Here is a 17,519-nt window from a genome sequence, read left to right as displayed (position 1 = left end):
TCAGAACGTCCGTTTTTTGGGCGCGATCTTTTTGGGATCAATGCCGCCATCATTGTGGCTGGTGAGCGCTTGTTCATGCACGCCGCGATAGCCAAGGCTCGCCTTGTTGCCCTTGAACCAGATCAGTGAATGCTTGCGCCAGTTCTCGTCATCCCGCTCCGGGAAATCCTCATGCGCATGCGCGCCGCGGCTTTCCTTGCGGGCTTCGGCCCCGGTGATCGTCGCCACCGCGTTGGGGATCAGGTTGGCGAGTTCGAGCGTTTCCATCAGGTCGGAATTCCACACAAGGCTACGGTCGGTGACACCAACGTCCGACCATTTGTCCGCAACCTCTTCCATTGCCTTCTTGCCTTCGGCAAGGGTTTCGTTGGCACGGAAAACAGCGGCGTCTTTTTGCATGGTCTGCTGCATTTCAAGGCGCAAAGCGGCGGTCGGCATATGCCCTTTGGCGTAGCGCGCGTTGTCGAACCGATCGAGTGCTGCCTCAACGGATTTCTGGTTCGGGCTTGGCACCGGGCTGTTGGGATCGACAATCTTGCCCGCCCGGATCGCCGCCGCACGCCCAAAGACCACAAGGTCGATCAGGGAGTTCGACCCCAGCCGGTTGGCCCCGTGAACCGAGGCACAGCCCGCTTCGCCCACAGCCATCAAACCGGGCGAGATACGATCAGGATCGTCCGGTGTCGGCGCCAGCACCTCACCCCAGTAATTCGTCGGGATACCGCCCATGTTGTAATGCACCGTCGGCAGAACCGGGATTGGTTCCTTGTTGAGGTTCACGCCCGCAAAGACGCGCGCGCTTTCCGAAATACCCGGCAGGCGCAGTTTCAGCGTTTCTGGCGGCAGGTGGTTCAGGTTGAGGTGAATGTGATCGCCGTTCGCGCCAACGCCGCGTCCTTCGCGGATTTCCATCGTCATGCAGCGGCTGACATAATCGCGCGGCGCGAGGTCCTTATACTGCGGCGCATAGCGTTCCATGAAGCGTTCGCCCTCAGAATTGGTCAGATAACCGCCTTCGCCCCGCGCCCCTTCGGTGATGAGGCAGCCTGCCCCGTAGATGCCCGTCGGGTGGAACTGAACGAATTCCATATCCTGCAACGGCAGACCCGCACGCGCGGTCATGCCGCCGCCATCCCCGGTGCAGGTATGCGCCGACGTTGCAGAGAAATAGGCACGGCCATAGCCACCCGTCGCCAGAACCACCATTTTCGAAGAGAACAGGTGCAGCGTGCCGTCGTCCAGCTTCCAGCACAGCACCCCCTGACAGATGCCATCGTCGGACATGATCAGATCAATCGCGAAATACTCGATGTAGAATTCCGCGTTGTTCTTGAGCGACTGCCCATAAAGCGTGTGCAGGATCGCGTGGCCCGTCCGGTCGGCGGCGGCACAGGTCCGCTGCACCGCGGGGCCTTCGCCGAATTCGGTGGTGTGGCCGCCGAAGGGGCGCTGGTAAATCTTGCCCTCTTCTGTCCGGCTGAAGGGGACACCGTAGTGTTCCAGCTCATAAACCGCCTTGGGCGCTTCGCGGGCGAGGTATTCCATCGCATCCGTATCGCCCAGCCAGTCCGACCCTTTGACCGTGTCATACATATGCCACTGCCAGTTATCCGGCCCCATATTCGCCAGCGAGGCGGCGATCCCGCCCTGCGCGGCAACCGTATGAGAGCGGGTCGGGAATACTTTGGTGACGCAGGCGGTGCGAAGCCCCTGCTCGGCCATGCCGAGAGTCGCACGCAGGCCAGCACCGCCTGCTCCTACGACGACAACGTCGTATTCATGTGTTTCATATTCGTATTCAGCCATCGAGTATCTCCCGGAAGTCTAGCTGGCACACAGGCGCGCGCCGGAATAATTTTTACAATGCGAGCCGCACAACTGCGTAAAGGCCAAAACCCATGGCCGCATAACTGACGCATGTCATTGCCACGATCGCCACCTTCTGCGCTACACCGTGCACGTAGTCTTCAAGTAGCGCCTGAACGCCCCCCGCAAAGTGCTTGAACGTGACAATGATCGTCAAACCGGCAATCACAGCCGGGAACGGGCGGGCGAAATAGGCGGTGACTTCGTCGTAGGATGCGCCCAGCATCGGGCCAAAGGTAAAGACGAACAGCGGGATGAGAATGAGCAGCGCCCCCGAACTGACCGTCATCGACCAGTGGTGTTCCGTCCCCGACTTGGCAGATCCAAGTCCCACAGCGCGCTTACGGTCGGTTAGATAGCTCATCACAGGCCCCTTAGATCAAGATGATGGTCAGAAGTGTCAGTACAAAGGATCCGCCGATCACCGCATAGCCCAGTTTATAGGCGGTTTCGATGTCAAGGCCGATGCCCTGGTCCCAGATCAGATGCCGCACACCGGCAAGCGTATGATACCACAGCCCCCAGAGCGACAAGGTCATGACCAGATCACCGAACCAGCTGGTCAGCACGCCATTGGCAACCGCGAAGTATTCAGGCGACGTTGCCGCTGCGAGAAACCACCACACGACCAGCAGGGAGGAAATCAGCAGTGCGTTTCCCGTGATCCGCGTCAAGATGGAGGTCATCGACGTCAGTTGCGGGCGATAGATTGTCAGATGCGGTGACAAGGGACGGTTGCCCCGATTCACATCAGCCATGATATGTTCCTTTCGATCCTTGGTATTCTTTTACTCCTATTATAGTCTGTGTCACCTGCGGCATCGTTCAAAAACCGCGTTAAATTGGCGCGATCTGAACAAAATTCTGTCTTTTGCGCCCTTTGTGATCACACGGCGCAAACCCGTGATCACATTAATCCGTCTGACTGAGTTGCCGCGTCGTTTCGCGTTGCAGCTTGCGTTTGATCTGTGCCGGATAGTCCTCAAACCCGTTTGCGGTCATGACAAAGGCACCTTCCCCGTGGATCAGGTTCTCGTAAAACCACCCGGTCAGATCGTCCTCATCGGTTTCAATGGCCAGCGCGTTTACCGTCACGCCCAGAGCGCTCAGCGCCGCTCGGCGACTGGCGGGCGCGGCACCTTCATTCGAAATCCCGTCGCCTGACACATCAATGACCTTGCGCGCGCAGTGGGGCACGGATTTCAACGCCTGTTCAGCCGCGATCAGGGCCTCTCCGATGGCCGTTGAATAGTTGCGCCAGACCCGCTCATCCGCCGCGATCCGGTCCGCAAGTCGGGTGACATCCTCGGCCACGCGCAACGCGCTCCACGCGATTGTCTGACGCTGACGGCTTGAGCCGGTCCACTGGATCAGCGTCACCATCGCCTCTTGCTCCAACAGCGCATCCACGACAATGCCATCCCTCAAACCGGCGGCAAGCCCGTCCATCTGGATACGATATTCATGTTTGTCGACAGACCCCGAAACATCAACCGCCAAGACCAGCGCCAACTGGCAGGCCAGCGCAGCCTGCACGGACCAAAACAGATAAATGACGCCAGCCCAAAAACATTTCATGCGCCGAGGTTACGCCACTATCGGGACATGCCCAGCATTTTCAGCACAACAGCGATCAAAAATCCGACAGGGCGCGCAAATACCCATCCAGTTCAGAACACAGAATGATCTCGCGTGTTTCCGAGTCGTAAAACCCATTTGCTTCGTCGCAATCCTGCACGGACAGATGAACGCTTTCGGGCAGGACAAAATCGGCGTTCAGCGCGGCAACCTCCTCGGCCAGCACTGCGCCAAGCAAACTGGTTGCGTCGCCTGTAAAAACAAGGCTCTCACCCGGCGCCTCCGCAGCAATCTCATCCAGCACAGGACCCCAGCTTGCCTCGGCCAGTTCAAACTCATCGGAACAGGTGTCACGTCGTTCTTCCGGCAGATCAAGTTCCTCTGCGAGGTCATGGCGCGCATCGGGATCAGCGCCATAAAACAGGCAAATCATCGTGTAATAGCGCTGCAGGTCCGGACCATGCACACCCCAGAGCGCGGGTTCATGTTCTTCTGCCTCCCGCAGGAACCCGAAGGCCGCATCATAGATGATATCGGTCGCATCGCCATCATCGTAAAGCTGGTGGATCAGCAACACGCTCAATACGTCTGCTGCGTCTTCCTCCTGACCGAAGACGGGCAAGCCGAGGATGTCAATCAACGCGTGACCCAATTCGTGATAGAGAATGGCCAACGCATTTGCGGTCACGAAATCATCCGCCCGGTCATCTGATTTCGCCATGGCGGGCAAAACGAGCGTGGCCGCGAGTAGCATCGCGATGAACGCTTTACGCATGGTGGACCTTCCCATCTGTGTACTCCCGCGTGCAGCAACCGAGCACAGCGCTCAGGTTACGCGGCATGCGCAACGAAGTCACGCCGTTACAGGGGCATCAAGGCCCAGTAATCGAGGTCCAGCAGCACGTCGGGCAGGTATTTCCCATCCTCACCGCGCAACTCGAAAGGCGTGCCGCCCTTGGTCGCAACCAATCGCAAGCGGATCGCACCAACGCCCGGGGCGGATGTTTCGGCCTTGTCCAGCACTTCGGACCACGCGCGCACCGTATCGCCACTGACACAGGGGTTCGCATGGGCACCGCCATTCAGTCCAACGATCATCTGCGCATTCGCCAGCCCGTTAAAACTGAGCGCACGCGCCATCGAGATCACATGCCCGCCATAGATCAACCGCGAGCCATCAGGCCGGGCAGAGGTGTCGAAATGCACCTTGGCGGTGTTCTGCCACAGCCGGGTCGCCATCATGTGCTCTGCTTCTTCGATGGTGACGCCGTCCACATGGTCAATCGTCTCGCCCACCGCGTAGTCCCCCCAGCGATGCGGCTCACCGGCGAGGGTGAAATCGTAGTTCGTGAAATCCAGACCGCGCGGGATCACCAGCGTGTCCGGCGCAACCACTTTGGCAAGGTCCGGCACCACCGGTTCGGGCGCATCCGCCCCCGGGTCCCGTTTGCGCACCATCACCCAGCGCACATAATCCATGACTGTTTCGTCATGCTGGTTCAGCCCGGTGGTGCGCACCCAGACCACGCCGCTTTTCCCGTTGGAATTCTGCTTGACCCCGATGACCTCGGACTGTGAGCGCAACGTGTCCCCCGGCCAGACCGGCAGATGCCAGCGCCCTTCGGCATAGCCCAGATTGGCGATGGCATTCAGCGACACATCCGGCACGGTTTTGCCAAATACCACATGGAAGGCGATCATGTCATCCAGCGGGCTGAAGGGCAGCCCACAGGTTTGCGCAAACTGGTCCGATGAATAAAGCGCATGCCGCGCCGGGTAGAGCATATGATAAAGCGCGCGCTCGCCCATTTTCACCGTGCGGGGCACCGCGTGGTTGATCACCTGCCCGACCGCGTAGTCCTCGAAAAAACGGCCGTCATTGGTTTTGGTGCGCATCAGTGCTCTCCGAGTTTGGTGTCAGCGGTATAGGTGCCGGGCGCCTCTTTGGTGACCGCCTGCCCGCACCGCATGACACCCGCATCATGGTCCCACGTCTGCGTCGGACTGCCGTGCAACGACCAGCCCTTGTTCAACGCCTCCGTGACCTTGTGGCAAAATGCGGATGTATCCTCTGCCGAGAGGAAGCGGTATAGTATCATGCCAATTGCTCCGGAATTAGCTGGGGAACGGCCAGACGCCTGCCCATATGTGAACGGCCGAAATGAGCGCGTAAAGAACCAGTGTGATGATGGCCAGACGCACCCGCGTCGCCATGCCCGCCCGCTCTGGCGCTGTCCACTCGGGTTCTGCCTTGTTGATCAGGATCACCGATCCCACCGCCCAGCCGAGCAGCCCGCCGAACAGAATGATCGACGCAAGATCGCCATTGACCAGCAAATGCGCCAGCGCCCAGATCTTGAACCCGACAAGCTGCGGGTGACGCAGTTTATACGCAGGCCACGCCTTGGCCCCTTTTGCCGCGCTTGATCCATAAACCCAGAGCGCAAAGAGCATCAGCGTATTGTTGACGTGCATCATGAAAGCAGGCGGTTGCCAGACCGGGATAAACTCCGCCGCGCGATAGCCCATCACCATCAGCACCAGAGATGCGATGATCGCAACAGCCACACCCCCCTTGCCCGCATTCCCCATCGCCGCGCGCTGTTGCGGCATCAGACGTTTGAAGTAATGCGCTGCGATCCAGAGGATCAGGCCGGCGATCAGGAGTAACATGTGGCTACCTCGCGTTCAGGGTTGCTATTGCGTCCCTTTTTGCCAACGTTTCGCGCGCAGTTGCAACATGCAGATTTTCAACGATCCGATTGTCCACCACCGCAACCGCCTGCCCTTCGGCAATTGCTGCCTCATAGGCGTCGATCTGGCGGCGGGCCAGCTCAACCTCTTCTTCGGTCGGTGCAAAGGCTGCGTTGGCGATGGCGACCTGCGCGGGGTGGATCAGCGTTTTTCCATCAAACCCCATATCGCGCCCCTGTTCACATTCGGCTTTCAGCCCCTCATCATCCTTGAAGGCATTATACACACCGTCCACAATCGCGACGCCATGCGCCTTGGCGGCCAGGAGGCACAGACCCAGCCCGGCCATCATCGGCAAACGATCCGGACGGAACCGCGTGCCCATATCCTTGGCCAGATCATTGGTGCCCATGACCAACCCGGCACAGCGCCCGTGGGCCGCGATTGCGGCGGCATTCAGCATACCAAGCGGCGTCTCCATCATCGCCCAGAGCGGCAAATCACCAGTGAGTGCAGCAAGCGCGTCAAGCTGCGCGGGCCCGTCAACCTTTGGCAGCAGTACCGCATCCGCGCCCATGTCAGCCGCCGACTTGGCATCCGCAACACCCCAGGGTGTGTCCAGCGCATTGACCCGCACGATTTTCAGGCGCGCGCCATAGCCGCCCTCGTCCAGCGCCTGCGCAAGTGTATTGCGCGCGCCTGCCTTTTCATCAGGTGCGACCGCATCTTCGAGATCAAAAATAATCGCATCCACTTCCAGACTGCGCGCCTTGACCAAGGCGCGCGCGTTGGACGCAGGCAAATATAAAACGGACCGCAGGGGTCGGTTGGCATGTAACATGAAACAGCTCCGATCGTGACCGCGACGCCGGGAGCCTGAGCCAAAGGACCGGGGCATCGGCGTGCCTAATAAACTTGCGCAAACTCGTATTATTTTCGGAATTAAACATCAAGCATTTTCTCGCTGCAGCGCAGAAAGCCTCAAATTGAAACTGTTTGCGCACGGGGTCTTTACGAATAGTTCAACTCTGTAACGGATGCTTCAGGGGTCGCTCATCAGACCTGCGCATCGTGCAGAAACGTGCCGCCTGAAATGGCCGGACACATCCACAGCGACACGCATAGCAGCCGGATCATTCCGGCCACTGCCGGGAAAACCGGTCTGACCAGAAGGTCAAATTTACAACTTAATCTTGAGGCAGATAGACATGAAACGCACTGTGAAAGTACTGCATCTTGGCGCGCTCACCGCAGCCGCCGCTCTTTATATCGTTACCAGCCAAAGCGCGGCTGCCCAAAACCCGCGCAATTGTGCCCCACGTGAGGCGGTTGTTGACAGGCTGGCCGAAGGATACGGCGAAACCCGCCAATCCATGGGCCTTGGCGCAAACAACTCCGTTGTCGAAGTATTCGCGTCAGAACAGACCGGCACCTGGACGATCACCGTCACAACGCCCAACGGTCTGACCTGCCTCGTGGCATCCGGACAGTCCTTTGAAGAGTTGCAGGAAGCCCTGCCCGTCAAAGGCGAGGACGTGTAACCGGTCAAGCCGCGCGGAATCCGTGGCAGATGGCGGGTTAAAAACGCCATCATTTCAGGGCCGGACGCCGTTCAGGTCAGCCCGTCCCAGATCAGCTTGCTCCCCGTGACGGTCAGCAAGACATATGTCAGCGCGAAAAATGCGCGCTCGGGCACCACCGCGTGTGCCTTGACACCCAGCCAGGCGCCCAGAAACGCGAAGGGCGCAAGCACCAGATTGGCCGTTGCTGTCTGCAACGTGAACATGCCCAGAAATGCGTATGGTACGAATTTCGCAATGTTCACGGCCCAGAACACCAGCACCGTGGTGGCCTGATATTCGGTTTTGCCGAGTTTCTTGGAGAGCAGGTAAATCGCTGCGGGGGGGCCGCCGGCATGGCTCACAAAGCTGGTAAATCCTGCAACCGCACCCGCACAAACACCCGCCGCAGGGGACAGCATCCTGCTGGCCATTTTGACGACCCCCTTGGCGGTTGCGATCTGCCAGATGACAAACCCGACCGAAATAACGCCGATCAACACGCGGAAAACGTCAGGTTCAGTAAATTTGTACAAAGCCGCCCCAAGCGCGACCCCCGGCAGCGCACCCAAAATCAATAATATCGCGGCCTGCGTATCCCACTTGCGCCAGTAGGGTCGCAGTGTGCTGACATCAATCAGCATCAAAAGCGGCAGCATCACCCCCAGAGCAACGCCCGGCTCCACGACCAGCGCCAAAATGCTTGCAGATGCAAAAGCTGCACCTGATCCAAATCCCCCCTTTGAAACGCCCGCGAAAATCACAGCCGGTCCTGCGATCAGGAAAAAGGTCAGGTCGAGTGTCAACATGGCTGCCTTTAACACCCATAGGCCCGGCTTTGTCCAATGCTATCCGCCTGCGCCCATCATCAGGGCAATCGGTCGAGTAAACTTGCGCAACCCGCGTTCATTCGCTAGCAGGGCTACGAAATCAACCGAACGCGGAGCATCTTCAAAATGGCAAGACCCAAAATCGCACTGATCGGCGCAGGCCAGATCGGCGGCACGCTCGCCCACCTCGCAGCCCTCAAGGAATTGGGCGACGTTGTCCTCTTCGACATTGCCGAAGGAATCCCGGAAGGCAAAGCGCTGGACATCGCGGAAAGCGGCCCATCCGCCAAATTCGACGCCAGAATGTCCGGCACACAGTCCTATGCGGATATCGCGGGGGCAGACGTCTGCATCGTCACCGCCGGTGTCGCGCGCAAACCGGGCATGAGCCGCGATGACCTGCTGGGCATCAACCTCAAGGTCATGAAATCTGTCGGTGAAGGGATCGCGGCCCATGCGCCGAATGCCTTTGTGATCTGCATCACCAACCCGCTCGATGCGATGGTCTGGGCGCTGCGCGAATTCTCCGGCCTGCCGCACGAAAAAGTCTGCGGCATGGCGGGTGTCCTTGATTCGGCGCGCTTCCGCCATTTCCTCGCGGATGAATTTGACGTCTCGATGAAAGACGTCACCGCCTTCGTTCTGGGCGGTCATGGCGACACGATGGTGCCCCTCGTGCGCTATTCCACCGTTGCCGGCATTCCGCTGCCCGATCTGGTGAAAATGGGGTGGACCACACAGGATAAACTGGACGCGATCGTGCAACGCACCCGGGATGGCGGCGCTGAAATCGTCGGATTGCTGAAAACCGGTTCGGCCTTTTACGCACCCGCCACATCGGCTATCGAAATGGCCGAAAGCTACCTCAAGGATCAGAAACGCGTGCTGCCCTGCGCGGCCTATGTCGACGGCGCTTATGGCCTCAAGGGCTTTTACGTGGGCGTGCCAACCGTGATCGGCGCAGGTGGCGTTGAACGCGTGGTCGAAATCTCGATGAACAAAGATGAACAGGCCATGTTCGACAACTCCGTCAACGCGGTTAAAGGACTTGTCGCAGCCTGCAAAGGCATCGACGACAGCCTGTCCTGATCCTGACAAAAGCGACCAAAACACCCCGGACATGTCCGGGGCGTTTTTTTGAGCGCAGCCTCATACTGTTTTGCCAAGACGGCGCAGCGGACACCGCAAAACGTGACCCGCCGCGCTGTGGTGCAAACCGGCAAGGCCTGTCGCGCTGCGCTGCGCGTCATGAATGGCCCGACCCGCAGCCCTCTGCACCATCCCGGCGAGGATGGAAACGGCGGTTTCGTCGATCTCCCCTTGCAACGCGCAGAGCTGCCCGGAGGGAAAAAGGCGATGTATCCTTGGCTTCCGGGTGCCTGCCGTCCATTCCATGGAGTGATTCGGTTTCATCGACAGCACCGAAACACCGCGCGCCACAGTTTGTGATCACACGCTGAAAAACTGTGATCACAAAAACGGAAGAATACTATTCATGTCCGCTTTTTACCGATAATCCGGTTCACTCAGACGAAGATTTCGATCTAGGGTGCGCCAATCGCAATCTGACAGGACGCTGACATGAATATCCACGAATACCAAGCCAAAGCCCTCCTCCGCAGCTATGGCGCACCGGTCTCCGACGGGCGGGTCGTGCTCAAGGCCGAAGACGCCAAGACGGCAGCAGGAGAGCTTGATGGTCCGTTGTGGGTAGTTAAAGCGCAAATTCATGCGGGCGGTCGCGGCAAGGGATCGTTCAAGGAAGCCGACGCCGGTGAAAAAGGTGGCGTGCGCCTGACCAAATCCGTGGCAGAGGCGGCGGAAGAAGCCAAGAAAATGCTCGGCCGCACATTGGTGACGCATCAGACAGGCCCCGCAGGCAAACAAGTCAATCGCATCTACATCGAAGATGGGTCAGGGATTGAAACCGAACTCTACCTCGCGCTTTTGGTGGACCGCCAAACCAGCCGCGTCAGCTTTGTCTGCTCAACCGAGGGCGGCATGGACATCGAAGAGGTCGCCGCTTCAACGCCGGAAAAAATCCTGTCTTTCTCCGTGGATCCCGCGTCCGGCTATCAGGCGTTTCACGGGCGTCGCATCGCCTTTGCGCTCGGCCTTGAGGGCAAGCAGGTCAAGCAATGCGTGGGCCTGATGGGCCTGCTTTATACCGCGTTCATGGAAAAAGACATGGAAATGCTGGAAATCAACCCGCTGATCGTCACCAATACCGGCGATCTCAAGGTGCTTGATGCCAAGGTGGCTTTTGACGGCAATGCCATCTACCGCCATGCCGACATTTCCGAACTGCGCGACACGACCGAGGAAGACAGCAAGGAGTTGGAAGCCTCCAAATACGATCTCAACTATATCGCGCTGGATGGTGAAATCGGCTGCATGGTGAACGGCGCGGGGCTGGCGATGGCGACAATGGACATCATCAAGCTCTATGGCGCGGAACCTGCGAATTTCCTCGATGTGGGCGGTGGTGCAACCAAGGAAAAGGTCACCGAAGCGTTCAAGATCATCACTTCCGATCCGCAGGTCAAAGGTATTCTGGTCAACATCTTCGGCGGCATTATGCGCTGCGATGTAATCGCCGAGGGCGTCGTCGCTGCGGTGAAAGAAGTCGGCCTGAAAGTGCCGCTTGTGGTGCGCCTCGAAGGGACGAACGTGCAACAGGGCAAGGACATCATCAACAACTCCGGCCTCGATGTCATCGCCGCCGATGACCTCAAGGACGGTGCCCAGAAAATTGTGAAAGCGGTTAAAGGTTGAGCCATGGCCCTGCTACTCAAGGTGAAGCCCGATACACTGCGGGAAAACGAGGTGACCGTACCGCGCATGAAATCGGCGGACCTGGGATCCGGCGATCTGGGATCGACAGTTTATGTTTGGCTCGGCGATGAGCCGGAGCGAGAGAGCGCCCTGTTCGCCGTCGCCACGCTTACGGCATTCACTCCGACCACGGCCCCCCAAGTCCGCAACCCGACAAAGAATAAGGACGTTTATCGACTCACTATATCAGACCTTAGCACTGACATCGCTTATCCACTGACCACGAATGACCTTAACCATTTCCGCTACGTGGAAGAGGCTGATGGAATTGAGAGCCTCGGACGCATCCACCGCGACCGCAATGACAAAATTTTGCGCTTGACCGGCGCAGAAGCAGCCGCTCTTGCTGAACGGTTTCAGAATTAGGAGTGACGACATGGCCGTACTAATCGTCCAGAATGCAAAAGTGATCCGTCAGGGGCTTTCCGACTCGCAAGCTGCATGCCTCAGCGAACAAGCAGTAAGCCACGGTCAAATCTGAGATCGGTTGAATAATGATCCGTGCCCTCGCCATATCTCTCTGCCTTGCAGGCCCTGCCGCAGCGCAGGCGCCCAGCGCGATTCTGACGGATCTTTGGAACGACTTTTCCAGTACCTGCGCGCCGTTTCTTGAAAATCCGGTGGCGGCCATGGCGCAACCTCCGGCAAATCTGCAATATCTCAGGCAGGAGCAATCGGCAGATGGTCGCCTGTTTCGGCGTCATCAGGGGCGCTGGGGGCTCGGACAGTATCGCCTGATCGAAGTCGCCGTTGGCACGCAATCGGCGCATGTCTATTGCCAGATCGCCCGGACCAGCCCCGATCACACCTTCAACTCGGATGCCATGGAAGCAACCCTGCGCCAGATCCTGCCAGCTGACGGCAGCATGCGCATGGCGGGCGGCTTCACGGCTCTAACGCTGTTTGACCCGAATGACGATGCCGAGGGTGACGTAGATGGGGTCTCGCAGACCTACAAGAAATTCCTGCTCGAAGGCGCGCTTGGCGCGCGTGCGGACCTCATCGTGATCGAAATGAGTTCCCCGCAGGTGCTCTTCACCGTCTCGACCCACGTATCACTGGGGGCGAACGAATGATCCGCCTCGCCCTTATCCCCGCCGCCGTCGTGGCGCTGCTTCCGATGCCGCTCACCGCGCAAGGCTCGCTCAAGGTCGGCATGCAAAACATGCGGCTGGCAATGGAGATCTGTTTGCGCAAGTACCGCAGCGAAGAAACGCTCCGGCAGGGGTTCGCGCAGGCCGGTTTCGCGCTGCGCCAGAGCCATGATGCGGATGTCCTAGATTTTGACGCACCCGGCGTCAGCGGCGGGTTCCGCACTTCAGGTCCCGAAGGCTATTGCCACATGGCCTCTGGCGATGTTCCCCTCGCGCTGGCCGAGGAAATGGGCCTGAAGCTCGCTCAGATGCTTTTTCCCGGCATGGTCACGCAGGGCCATCCCGAACGCGACATGAACCAACCCGTCGCCCCCTGTGACGGGCTGTCGATTTTTGCGCCGCAAACGCTGATCCGCGTCACCTATTCCGCCGCTGGCAACAGCGGCGATTGCCTCAATGATGGCACCAGTGCCATCGCCATTCAAATGTAAGTCAAAGGAAACAAAATGGCCGTACTTATCGACGAAAACACCAAGGTGATCTGTCAGGGTCTGACCGGCTCGCAGGGCACCTTTCACTCCGAACAGGCCATCGCTTACGGGACAAAAATGGTGGGCGGCGTGACCCCCGGCAAGGGCGGACAGACGCATCTGGACCTGCCGGTGTTCAACTCCGTGCATGAGGCGAAACATGCGACCGAGGCCAACGCCTCCGTGATCTATGTGCCGCCCCCCTTTGCCGCCGACAGCATCCTTGAGGCGATTGATGCCGAGATGGAACTCATCGTCTGCATCACCGAAGGCATCCCGGTGCTGGACATGATGAAGGTGCAGCGCGCGCTTGAGGGGTCCAAATCCCGACTGATTGGCCCGAATTGTCCCGGGGTTATCACGCCGGATGCGTGTAAAATCGGCATTATGCCGGGACATATCCACAAGCGTGGATCTTGCGGTGTCGTGTCACGCTCCGGCACGCTGACCTATGAGGCGGTCAAGCAGACCACCGATCTGGGGCTGGGCCAGTCCACCGCCGTCGGCATTGGTGGTGATCCGATCAAGGGCACCGAGCACATCGACGTTTTGGAAATGTTCCTTGCGGACCCAGAGACCACCAGCATCATCATGATCGGCGAAATTGGCGGCTCCGCCGAGGAAGACGCGGCACAGTTCCTCGCCGATGAAAAGAAAAAGGGCCGCTGGAAGCCGACTGCCGGATTCATCGCGGGCCGCACAGCCCCTCCCGGTCGTCGCATGGGCCACGCAGGTGCGATTGTTGCCGGTGGCAAGGGCGGTGCCGAGGATAAGATCGACGCCATGCGCGCCGCTGGCATCGTCGTCGCCGACAGCCCCGCAACGCTGGGCGAAGCGGTTCAGGAAGCGATTGCGAAGGGGTGAATCGCGATCCGAGCATAAGCGAAGCGAATGCGCCAATGGCGCTTTCGAGCGGCGAACGGGCGGAGCCCCGGCCAGCACTCAAGCGTTGGACTTGCGCACAGAGGGCAGTGCCCGAACCGAGGCTAAGGAAGCGAAGCGCCCGCCCCGTGAGGGCGGTTCGGGCGCTGCCCGGCGGTACCCGCCAGGCGGAAGGGTGCGCTCAATGACCTTCACCCAATCCATCAAAACCTGCTTTCGAAAATACTTCACGTTCTCCGGCCGTGCATCGCGATCAGAATACTGGTGGTTTTTCCTGTTCACTATCTTGGGCGGTTTGTTTTTCGGTTTTATTGAGGGGTTCATCAACGGAGCATCGGGCACCCCCGACGGCCCGACCCTGCTGTCCGGAGCCTTCAACCTGGCTACTTTTGTTCCAACTCTCGCCGTTGGCTGGCGTCGCATGCACGACAGCGGGCGGTCGGGTGTCTATCTGTTTTATCCGTTGATCGCGATTGTTGGGCTATCCATTTTCATCGGTCTTTTTGGAGGCACTGAGCTTCTCACCAGCTCCGACCCTGCATCTTTATTTGAGGGTGCCTTCGGGATCATCGTGATCATTTCGCTGATCGTCGTAGCACTTTCGCCATTCATCGTAGTCTTCTGGCTCACTCGCCCGTCTCAACCCGGCCCCAACACCTACGGTCCCAACCCAAATGAGGTATCCCAATGACCGACCATCCCGCCAACGACCAGTTCCATGCGTCCTCCTTCATGCAGGGGCACAACGCGGAATATCTCGAACAGATGTATGCGCGCTATGCCAATGACCCCTCGGCGGTCGACGCGGCATGGCAGGCGTTTTTCAAAGCCATGGGCGATGATGAGGTTTCGGTCAAACGCGAGGCACAGGGGCCATCCTGGGCGCGCAGCGACTGGCCACCCCAGCCCGGTGACGATCTGACCGCAGCGCTGACCGGTGAATGGGCGCCGGAGCCCGAGGTCCAAGCGGCCGCTGGCAAAATTCAGGCCAAAGCCGCCGAGCAGGGTGTCGAAGTTACAGATGAGCAGATCAAACGTGCGGTGCTGGATTCCATCCGCGCGCTGATGCTGATCCGCGCCTACCGCATCCGGGGTCACCTTGTGGCCGATCTGGACCCGCTGGGCATGCGCGAGCAGACCCCCCACCCCGAACTTGACCCCAAATCCTACGGGTTCACTGAGGCGGACATGGATCGCCCGATCTTCATCGACAAGGTGCTTGGCCTTGAAATGGCGTCGATGCGCGAAATCCTGTCGATCGTAAAGCGGACCTACTGCGGGACCTTTGCGCTGCAATACATGCACATTTCCAACCCCGAAGAAGCCGGCTGGCTCAAGGAGCGGATCGAGGGGTTCGGCAAGGAAGTCGCCTTCACCCGCGAAGGGCGCAAGGCGATCCTGTCCAAACTGGTTGAGGCAGAGGGTTTTGAGAAATTCCTCCACGTCAAATACATGGGCACCAAACGGTTCGGCCTTGATGGCGGCGAAAGCCTCGTGCCCGCGATGGAACAGATCATCAAACGCGGCGGCGCGCTGGGTGTGCGCGACATCGTGATCGGCATGCCCCACCGGGGGCGGCTGTCGGTGCTGGCCAATGTGATGGCCAAACCCTACCGCGCCATTTTCAACGAATTTCAGGGCGGCAGTTTCAAGCCCGAAGACGTGGATGGTTCAGGAGACGTAAAATATCACCTGGGCGCGTCCTCGGATCGCGAGTTTGACGGCAACACGGTGCACCTGAGCCTGACAGCCAACCCCAGCCACCTTGAGGCGGTCAACCCTGTGGTTCTGGGCAAGTGCCGTGCCAAGCAGGATCAGAACAACGATCCGGACCGCACCAGCGTCATGCCGATCCTGTTGCACGGCGATGCGGCCTTTGCCGGACAAGGGGTCGTGGCGGAATGTTTCGCGCTTTCCGGTCTGCGCGGGCACCGGACGGGCGGCACCATGCATATCGTGGTCAATAACCAGATCGGCTTTACCACGGCACCGCATTTTTCACGCTCCTCACCCTATCCGACAGACAATGCGCTGGTGGTCGAAGCGCCCATTTTCCACGTCAACGGGGATGATCCGGAGGCGGTCGTTCATGCGGCCAAGGTCGCGACGGAATTCCGCCAGAAGTTCAAGAGAGATGTGGTAATTGATATCTTCTGCTACCGCCGGTTTGGTCATAACGAAGGCGATGAGCCGATGTTCACCAACCCGATGATGTACAAGAAGATCAAGGGCCATAAAACCACGCTCAGCCTTTACACTGAACGGCTGGTCAAGGACGGGCTGATCCCCGAAGGCGAGATCGAAGACATGAAAGCCGCGTTTCAGGCCTATATGAACGAAGAGTTCGAGGCCGGAAAAGAGTATCGCCCGAACAAGGCGGACTGGCTTGACGGGAAATGGTCACATCTGGACAAACAGAAAAACCAGTACCAGCGCGGCAAGACGGCGATCTCCAAGGCCACGATGGCCGAGGTGGGCAAGGCCCTTTACACAGCACCGGACGACTATCCGATCCACAAGACGGTCGGGCGTCTGCTGGAGGCCAAGAAGCAGATGTTCGACACGGGCAAGGGGTTTGACTGGGCAACCGCCGAGGCGCTGGCCTTCGGCTCGCTGCTGACCGAGGGCTACCCTGTGCGCCTTGCCGGGCAGGACAGCACGCGCGGCACCTTTTCGCAGCGCCACTCCGGTCTGGTGAACCAGAACACCGAAGAGCGCTTCTATCCGCTCAACAACATCAAATCCGGGCAGGCCCAATATGAGGTCATCGACTCGATGCTGTCGGAGTATGCGGTGCTCGGGTTCGAATACGGGTATTCCATGGCCGAACCCAACGCGCTGACGCTCTGGGAAGCGCAATTCGGTGACTTTGCCAATGGCGCGCAGATCATGTTCGACCAGTTCATTTCTTCGGGTGAAAGCAAATGGCTGCGCATGTCGGGCCTTGTCTGCCTGCTGCCCCACGGGTTCGAGGGGCAAGGGCCGGAGCACTCCTCCGCCCGGCTGGAACGGTTTTTGCAAATGTGCGGTCAGGACAACTGGATCGTTGCCAATTGCACGACACCGGCCAACTATTTCCACATCCTGCGGCGTCAGATTCACCGCTCCTTCCGCAAGCCGCTGATCCTGATGACCCCGAAATCGCTGCTGCGCCACAAGCTCGCGGTCAGCACGGCCGAGGAATTCACCACCGGTTCCAGCTTCCACCGCCTGATGTGGGACGATGCGCAGCAGGGCAATTCCAAAACCGAACTGGTGCCGGACAAGAAAATCAGACGCGTCGTGATGTGTTCGGGCAAGGTCTATTACGACCTGCTTGAGGAACGCGACGAACGCGGGATCGATGACATCTACATCCTGCGGGTTGAGCAGTTCTATCCTTTCCCCGCGCAATCTGCGGTCAAGGAGCTTGAACGCTTCAAACAGGCCGAGGTTGTCTGGTGTCAGGAAGAGCCCAAGAACCAGGGCGCATGGACCTTTATCGAACCCAACATCGAATGGGTTCTGGGCCGCATCAAAGCCAAACACCCAAGGCCGATCTATGTGGGCCGCGCCACCTCCGCCTCGCCCGCGACCGGACTGGCCTCTCAGCACAACGCACAGCAAGCAGCCCTCGTGAACGAAGCGCTGACGATTGAAGGAAACTAAGAC

20 protein-coding genes are annotated in these 17,519 nt (G+C 59.2%); 9 read left to right on the top strand and 11 right to left on the bottom strand.

Annotated elements, in window-relative coordinates; genetic code table 11:
* The 9 genes from sdhA to RD1_RS07480 all read right to left on the bottom strand — a co-directional run bounded on the left by sdhA (position 1) and on the right by RD1_RS07480 (position 6,979).
* Positions 1 to 1,806 carry a succinate dehydrogenase flavoprotein subunit gene (gene sdhA, locus RD1_RS07520; RefSeq protein ID WP_011567875.1) on the bottom strand — a complete coding sequence of 602 codons (1,806 nt, stop codon included), beginning with the start codon at positions 1,804 to 1,806 and terminating at the stop codon, positions 1 to 3.
* A gap of 52 nt (positions 1,807 to 1,858) precedes the next feature.
* On the bottom strand, positions 1,859 to 2,230 hold the full coding sequence (gene sdhD, locus RD1_RS07515; protein ID WP_011567874.1) for a succinate dehydrogenase, hydrophobic membrane anchor protein: 372 nt from the start codon (positions 2,228 to 2,230) through the stop codon (positions 1,859 to 1,861).
* A 10-nt stretch (positions 2,231 to 2,240) separates the two neighbouring features.
* Entirely contained in the window at positions 2,241 to 2,624 is a 384-nt protein-coding gene (gene sdhC, locus RD1_RS07510; protein WP_011567873.1) for a succinate dehydrogenase, cytochrome b556 subunit, read from the bottom strand.
* Between the two features lie 154 nt (positions 2,625 to 2,778).
* Complete coding sequence (locus RD1_RS07505) at positions 2,779 to 3,444, bottom strand: DUF1194 domain-containing protein (protein WP_011567872.1); 666 nt, start codon at positions 3,442 to 3,444, stop codon at positions 2,779 to 2,781.
* A gap of 55 nt (positions 3,445 to 3,499) precedes the next feature.
* The gene (locus RD1_RS07500; RefSeq protein ID WP_245897226.1) at positions 3,500 to 4,219 is read right to left on the bottom strand and encodes a DUF4344 domain-containing metallopeptidase; all 720 of its coding nucleotides are present in this window, start codon (positions 4,217 to 4,219) and stop codon (positions 3,500 to 3,502) included.
* Between the two features lie 86 nt (positions 4,220 to 4,305).
* Complete coding sequence (locus RD1_RS07495) at positions 4,306 to 5,340, bottom strand: MaoC family dehydratase (RefSeq protein ID WP_011567870.1); 1,035 nt, start codon at positions 5,338 to 5,340, stop codon at positions 4,306 to 4,308.
* Positions 5,340 to 5,543, bottom strand: a complete 204-nt coding sequence (locus tag RD1_RS07490; RefSeq protein WP_011567869.1) for a DUF1737 domain-containing protein — start codon at positions 5,541 to 5,543, stop codon at positions 5,340 to 5,342. The genes RD1_RS07495 and RD1_RS07490 overlap by 1 nt, the downstream gene beginning before the upstream one ends.
* A 16-nt stretch (positions 5,544 to 5,559) precedes the next feature.
* Entirely contained in the window at positions 5,560 to 6,117 is a 558-nt protein-coding gene (locus RD1_RS07485) for an NnrU family protein (RefSeq protein WP_011567868.1), read from the bottom strand.
* Between the two features lie 4 nt (positions 6,118 to 6,121).
* On the bottom strand, positions 6,122 to 6,979 hold the full coding sequence (locus tag RD1_RS07480; RefSeq protein WP_011567867.1) for an HpcH/HpaI aldolase/citrate lyase family protein: 858 nt from the start codon (positions 6,977 to 6,979) through the stop codon (positions 6,122 to 6,124).
* A gap of 367 nt (positions 6,980 to 7,346) precedes the next feature.
* Between RD1_RS07480 and RD1_RS07475 the strand changes: the two genes are divergently transcribed.
* Positions 7,347 to 7,679, top strand: coding sequence for a hypothetical protein (locus tag RD1_RS07475; RefSeq protein WP_011567866.1), 333 nt, complete (start codon positions 7,347 to 7,349; stop codon positions 7,677 to 7,679).
* Positions 7,680 to 7,750: 71 nt separating this feature from the next.
* Here RD1_RS07475 and RD1_RS07470 read toward each other — a convergent pair whose 3' ends face one another.
* Positions 7,751 to 8,506 carry a sulfite exporter TauE/SafE family protein gene (locus RD1_RS07470; protein ID WP_011567865.1) on the bottom strand — a complete coding sequence of 252 codons (756 nt, stop codon included), beginning with the start codon at positions 8,504 to 8,506 and terminating at the stop codon, positions 7,751 to 7,753.
* A gap of 147 nt (positions 8,507 to 8,653) precedes the next feature.
* Between RD1_RS07470 and mdh the strand changes: the two genes are divergently transcribed.
* Positions 8,654 to 9,616, top strand: coding sequence for a malate dehydrogenase (gene mdh, locus RD1_RS07465; RefSeq protein ID WP_011567864.1), 963 nt, complete (start codon positions 8,654 to 8,656; stop codon positions 9,614 to 9,616).
* Between the two features lie 60 nt (positions 9,617 to 9,676).
* On the opposite strand, the gene RD1_RS07460 is transcribed toward mdh, so the two are convergent.
* Entirely contained in the window at positions 9,677 to 9,940 is a 264-nt protein-coding gene (locus RD1_RS07460; protein WP_143090255.1) for a hypothetical protein, read from the bottom strand.
* A gap of 168 nt (positions 9,941 to 10,108) precedes the next feature.
* Between RD1_RS07460 and sucC the strand changes: the two genes are divergently transcribed.
* The 7 genes from sucC to RD1_RS07425 all read left to right on the top strand — a co-directional run bounded on the left by sucC (position 10,109) and on the right by RD1_RS07425 (position 17,516).
* Positions 10,109 to 11,302: an ADP-forming succinate--CoA ligase subunit beta gene (gene sucC, locus RD1_RS07455; protein ID WP_011567862.1), complete on the top strand. Its 1,194-nt coding sequence runs from the start codon at positions 10,109 to 10,111 to the stop codon at positions 11,300 to 11,302.
* A 3-nt stretch (positions 11,303 to 11,305) separates the two neighbouring features.
* Entirely contained in the window at positions 11,306 to 11,728 is a 423-nt protein-coding gene (locus RD1_RS07450) for a hypothetical protein (protein WP_011567861.1), read from the top strand.
* A 128-nt stretch (positions 11,729 to 11,856) separates the two neighbouring features.
* On the top strand, positions 11,857 to 12,438 hold the full coding sequence (locus tag RD1_RS07445) for a hypothetical protein (RefSeq protein ID WP_011567860.1): 582 nt from the start codon (positions 11,857 to 11,859) through the stop codon (positions 12,436 to 12,438).
* On the top strand, positions 12,435 to 12,947 hold the full coding sequence (locus tag RD1_RS07440) for a hypothetical protein (RefSeq protein WP_011567859.1): 513 nt from the start codon (positions 12,435 to 12,437) through the stop codon (positions 12,945 to 12,947). Before RD1_RS07445 ends, RD1_RS07440 begins: the two co-directional genes overlap by 4 nt.
* A 15-nt stretch (positions 12,948 to 12,962) precedes the next feature.
* Complete coding sequence (sucD, locus tag RD1_RS07435; RefSeq protein ID WP_011567858.1) at positions 12,963 to 13,850, top strand: succinate--CoA ligase subunit alpha; 888 nt, start codon at positions 12,963 to 12,965, stop codon at positions 13,848 to 13,850.
* A gap of 202 nt (positions 13,851 to 14,052) precedes the next feature.
* Positions 14,053 to 14,559: a DUF805 domain-containing protein gene (locus RD1_RS07430; protein ID WP_011567857.1), complete on the top strand. Its 507-nt coding sequence runs from the start codon at positions 14,053 to 14,055 to the stop codon at positions 14,557 to 14,559.
* Positions 14,556 to 17,516: a 2-oxoglutarate dehydrogenase E1 component gene (locus RD1_RS07425; protein WP_011567856.1), complete on the top strand. Its 2,961-nt coding sequence runs from the start codon at positions 14,556 to 14,558 to the stop codon at positions 17,514 to 17,516. Before RD1_RS07430 ends, RD1_RS07425 begins: the two co-directional genes overlap by 4 nt.
* Positions 17,517 to 17,519: the final 3 nt, after the last annotated feature.

The sequence above is a fragment of the Roseobacter denitrificans OCh 114 genome (assembly GCF_000014045.1).
Classification (GTDB): Bacteria; Pseudomonadota; Alphaproteobacteria; order Rhodobacterales; family Rhodobacteraceae; genus Roseobacter; species Roseobacter denitrificans.
This window is presented reverse-complemented; position numbering and strand designations above follow the sequence as displayed.

Excerpts from the sequence above, each read along its gene's own strand:
- RD1_RS07475 (WP_011567866.1), top strand. The coding sequence starts at position 7,347 with ATGAAACGCACTGTGAAAGTACTGCATCTTGGCGCGCTCACCGCAGCC.
- sdhD (WP_011567874.1), bottom strand. The coding sequence starts at position 2,230 with ATGAGCTATCTAACCGACCGTAAGCGCGCTGTGGGACTTGGATCTGCC.
- sucC (WP_011567862.1), top strand. The coding sequence starts at position 10,109 with ATGAATATCCACGAATACCAAGCCAAAGCCCTCCTCCGCAGCTATGGC.
- RD1_RS07470 (WP_011567865.1), bottom strand. The coding sequence starts at position 8,506 with ATGTTGACACTCGACCTGACCTTTTTCCTGATCGCAGGACCGGCTGTG.
- sdhC (WP_011567873.1), bottom strand. The coding sequence starts at position 2,624 with ATGGCTGATGTGAATCGGGGCAACCGTCCCTTGTCACCGCATCTGACA.
- sdhA (WP_011567875.1), bottom strand. The coding sequence starts at position 1,806 with ATGGCTGAATACGAATATGAAACACATGAATACGACGTTGTCGTCGTA.
- RD1_RS07490 (WP_011567869.1), bottom strand. The coding sequence starts at position 5,543 with ATGATACTATACCGCTTCCTCTCGGCAGAGGATACATCCGCATTTTGC.
- RD1_RS07480 (WP_011567867.1), bottom strand. The coding sequence starts at position 6,979 with ATGTTACATGCCAACCGACCCCTGCGGTCCGTTTTATATTTGCCTGCG.
- RD1_RS07500 (WP_245897226.1), bottom strand. The coding sequence starts at position 4,219 with ATGCGTAAAGCGTTCATCGCGATGCTACTCGCGGCCACGCTCGTTTTG.
- mdh (WP_011567864.1), top strand. The coding sequence starts at position 8,654 with ATGGCAAGACCCAAAATCGCACTGATCGGCGCAGGCCAGATCGGCGGC.
- RD1_RS07485 (WP_011567868.1), bottom strand. The coding sequence starts at position 6,117 with ATGTTACTCCTGATCGCCGGCCTGATCCTCTGGATCGCAGCGCATTAC.
- RD1_RS07505 (WP_011567872.1), bottom strand. The coding sequence starts at position 3,444 with ATGAAATGTTTTTGGGCTGGCGTCATTTATCTGTTTTGGTCCGTGCAG.
- RD1_RS07460 (WP_143090255.1), bottom strand. The coding sequence starts at position 9,940 with ATGAAACCGAATCACTCCATGGAATGGACGGCAGGCACCCGGAAGCCA.
- RD1_RS07450 (WP_011567861.1), top strand. The coding sequence starts at position 11,306 with ATGGCCCTGCTACTCAAGGTGAAGCCCGATACACTGCGGGAAAACGAG.
- RD1_RS07495 (WP_011567870.1), bottom strand. The coding sequence starts at position 5,340 with ATGCGCACCAAAACCAATGACGGCCGTTTTTTCGAGGACTACGCGGTC.
- RD1_RS07425 (WP_011567856.1), top strand. The coding sequence starts at position 14,556 with ATGACCGACCATCCCGCCAACGACCAGTTCCATGCGTCCTCCTTCATG.
- sucD (WP_011567858.1), top strand. The coding sequence starts at position 12,963 with ATGGCCGTACTTATCGACGAAAACACCAAGGTGATCTGTCAGGGTCTG.
- RD1_RS07445 (WP_011567860.1), top strand. The coding sequence starts at position 11,857 with ATGATCCGTGCCCTCGCCATATCTCTCTGCCTTGCAGGCCCTGCCGCA.
- RD1_RS07430 (WP_011567857.1), top strand. The coding sequence starts at position 14,053 with ATGACCTTCACCCAATCCATCAAAACCTGCTTTCGAAAATACTTCACG.
- RD1_RS07440 (WP_011567859.1), top strand. The coding sequence starts at position 12,435 with ATGATCCGCCTCGCCCTTATCCCCGCCGCCGTCGTGGCGCTGCTTCCG.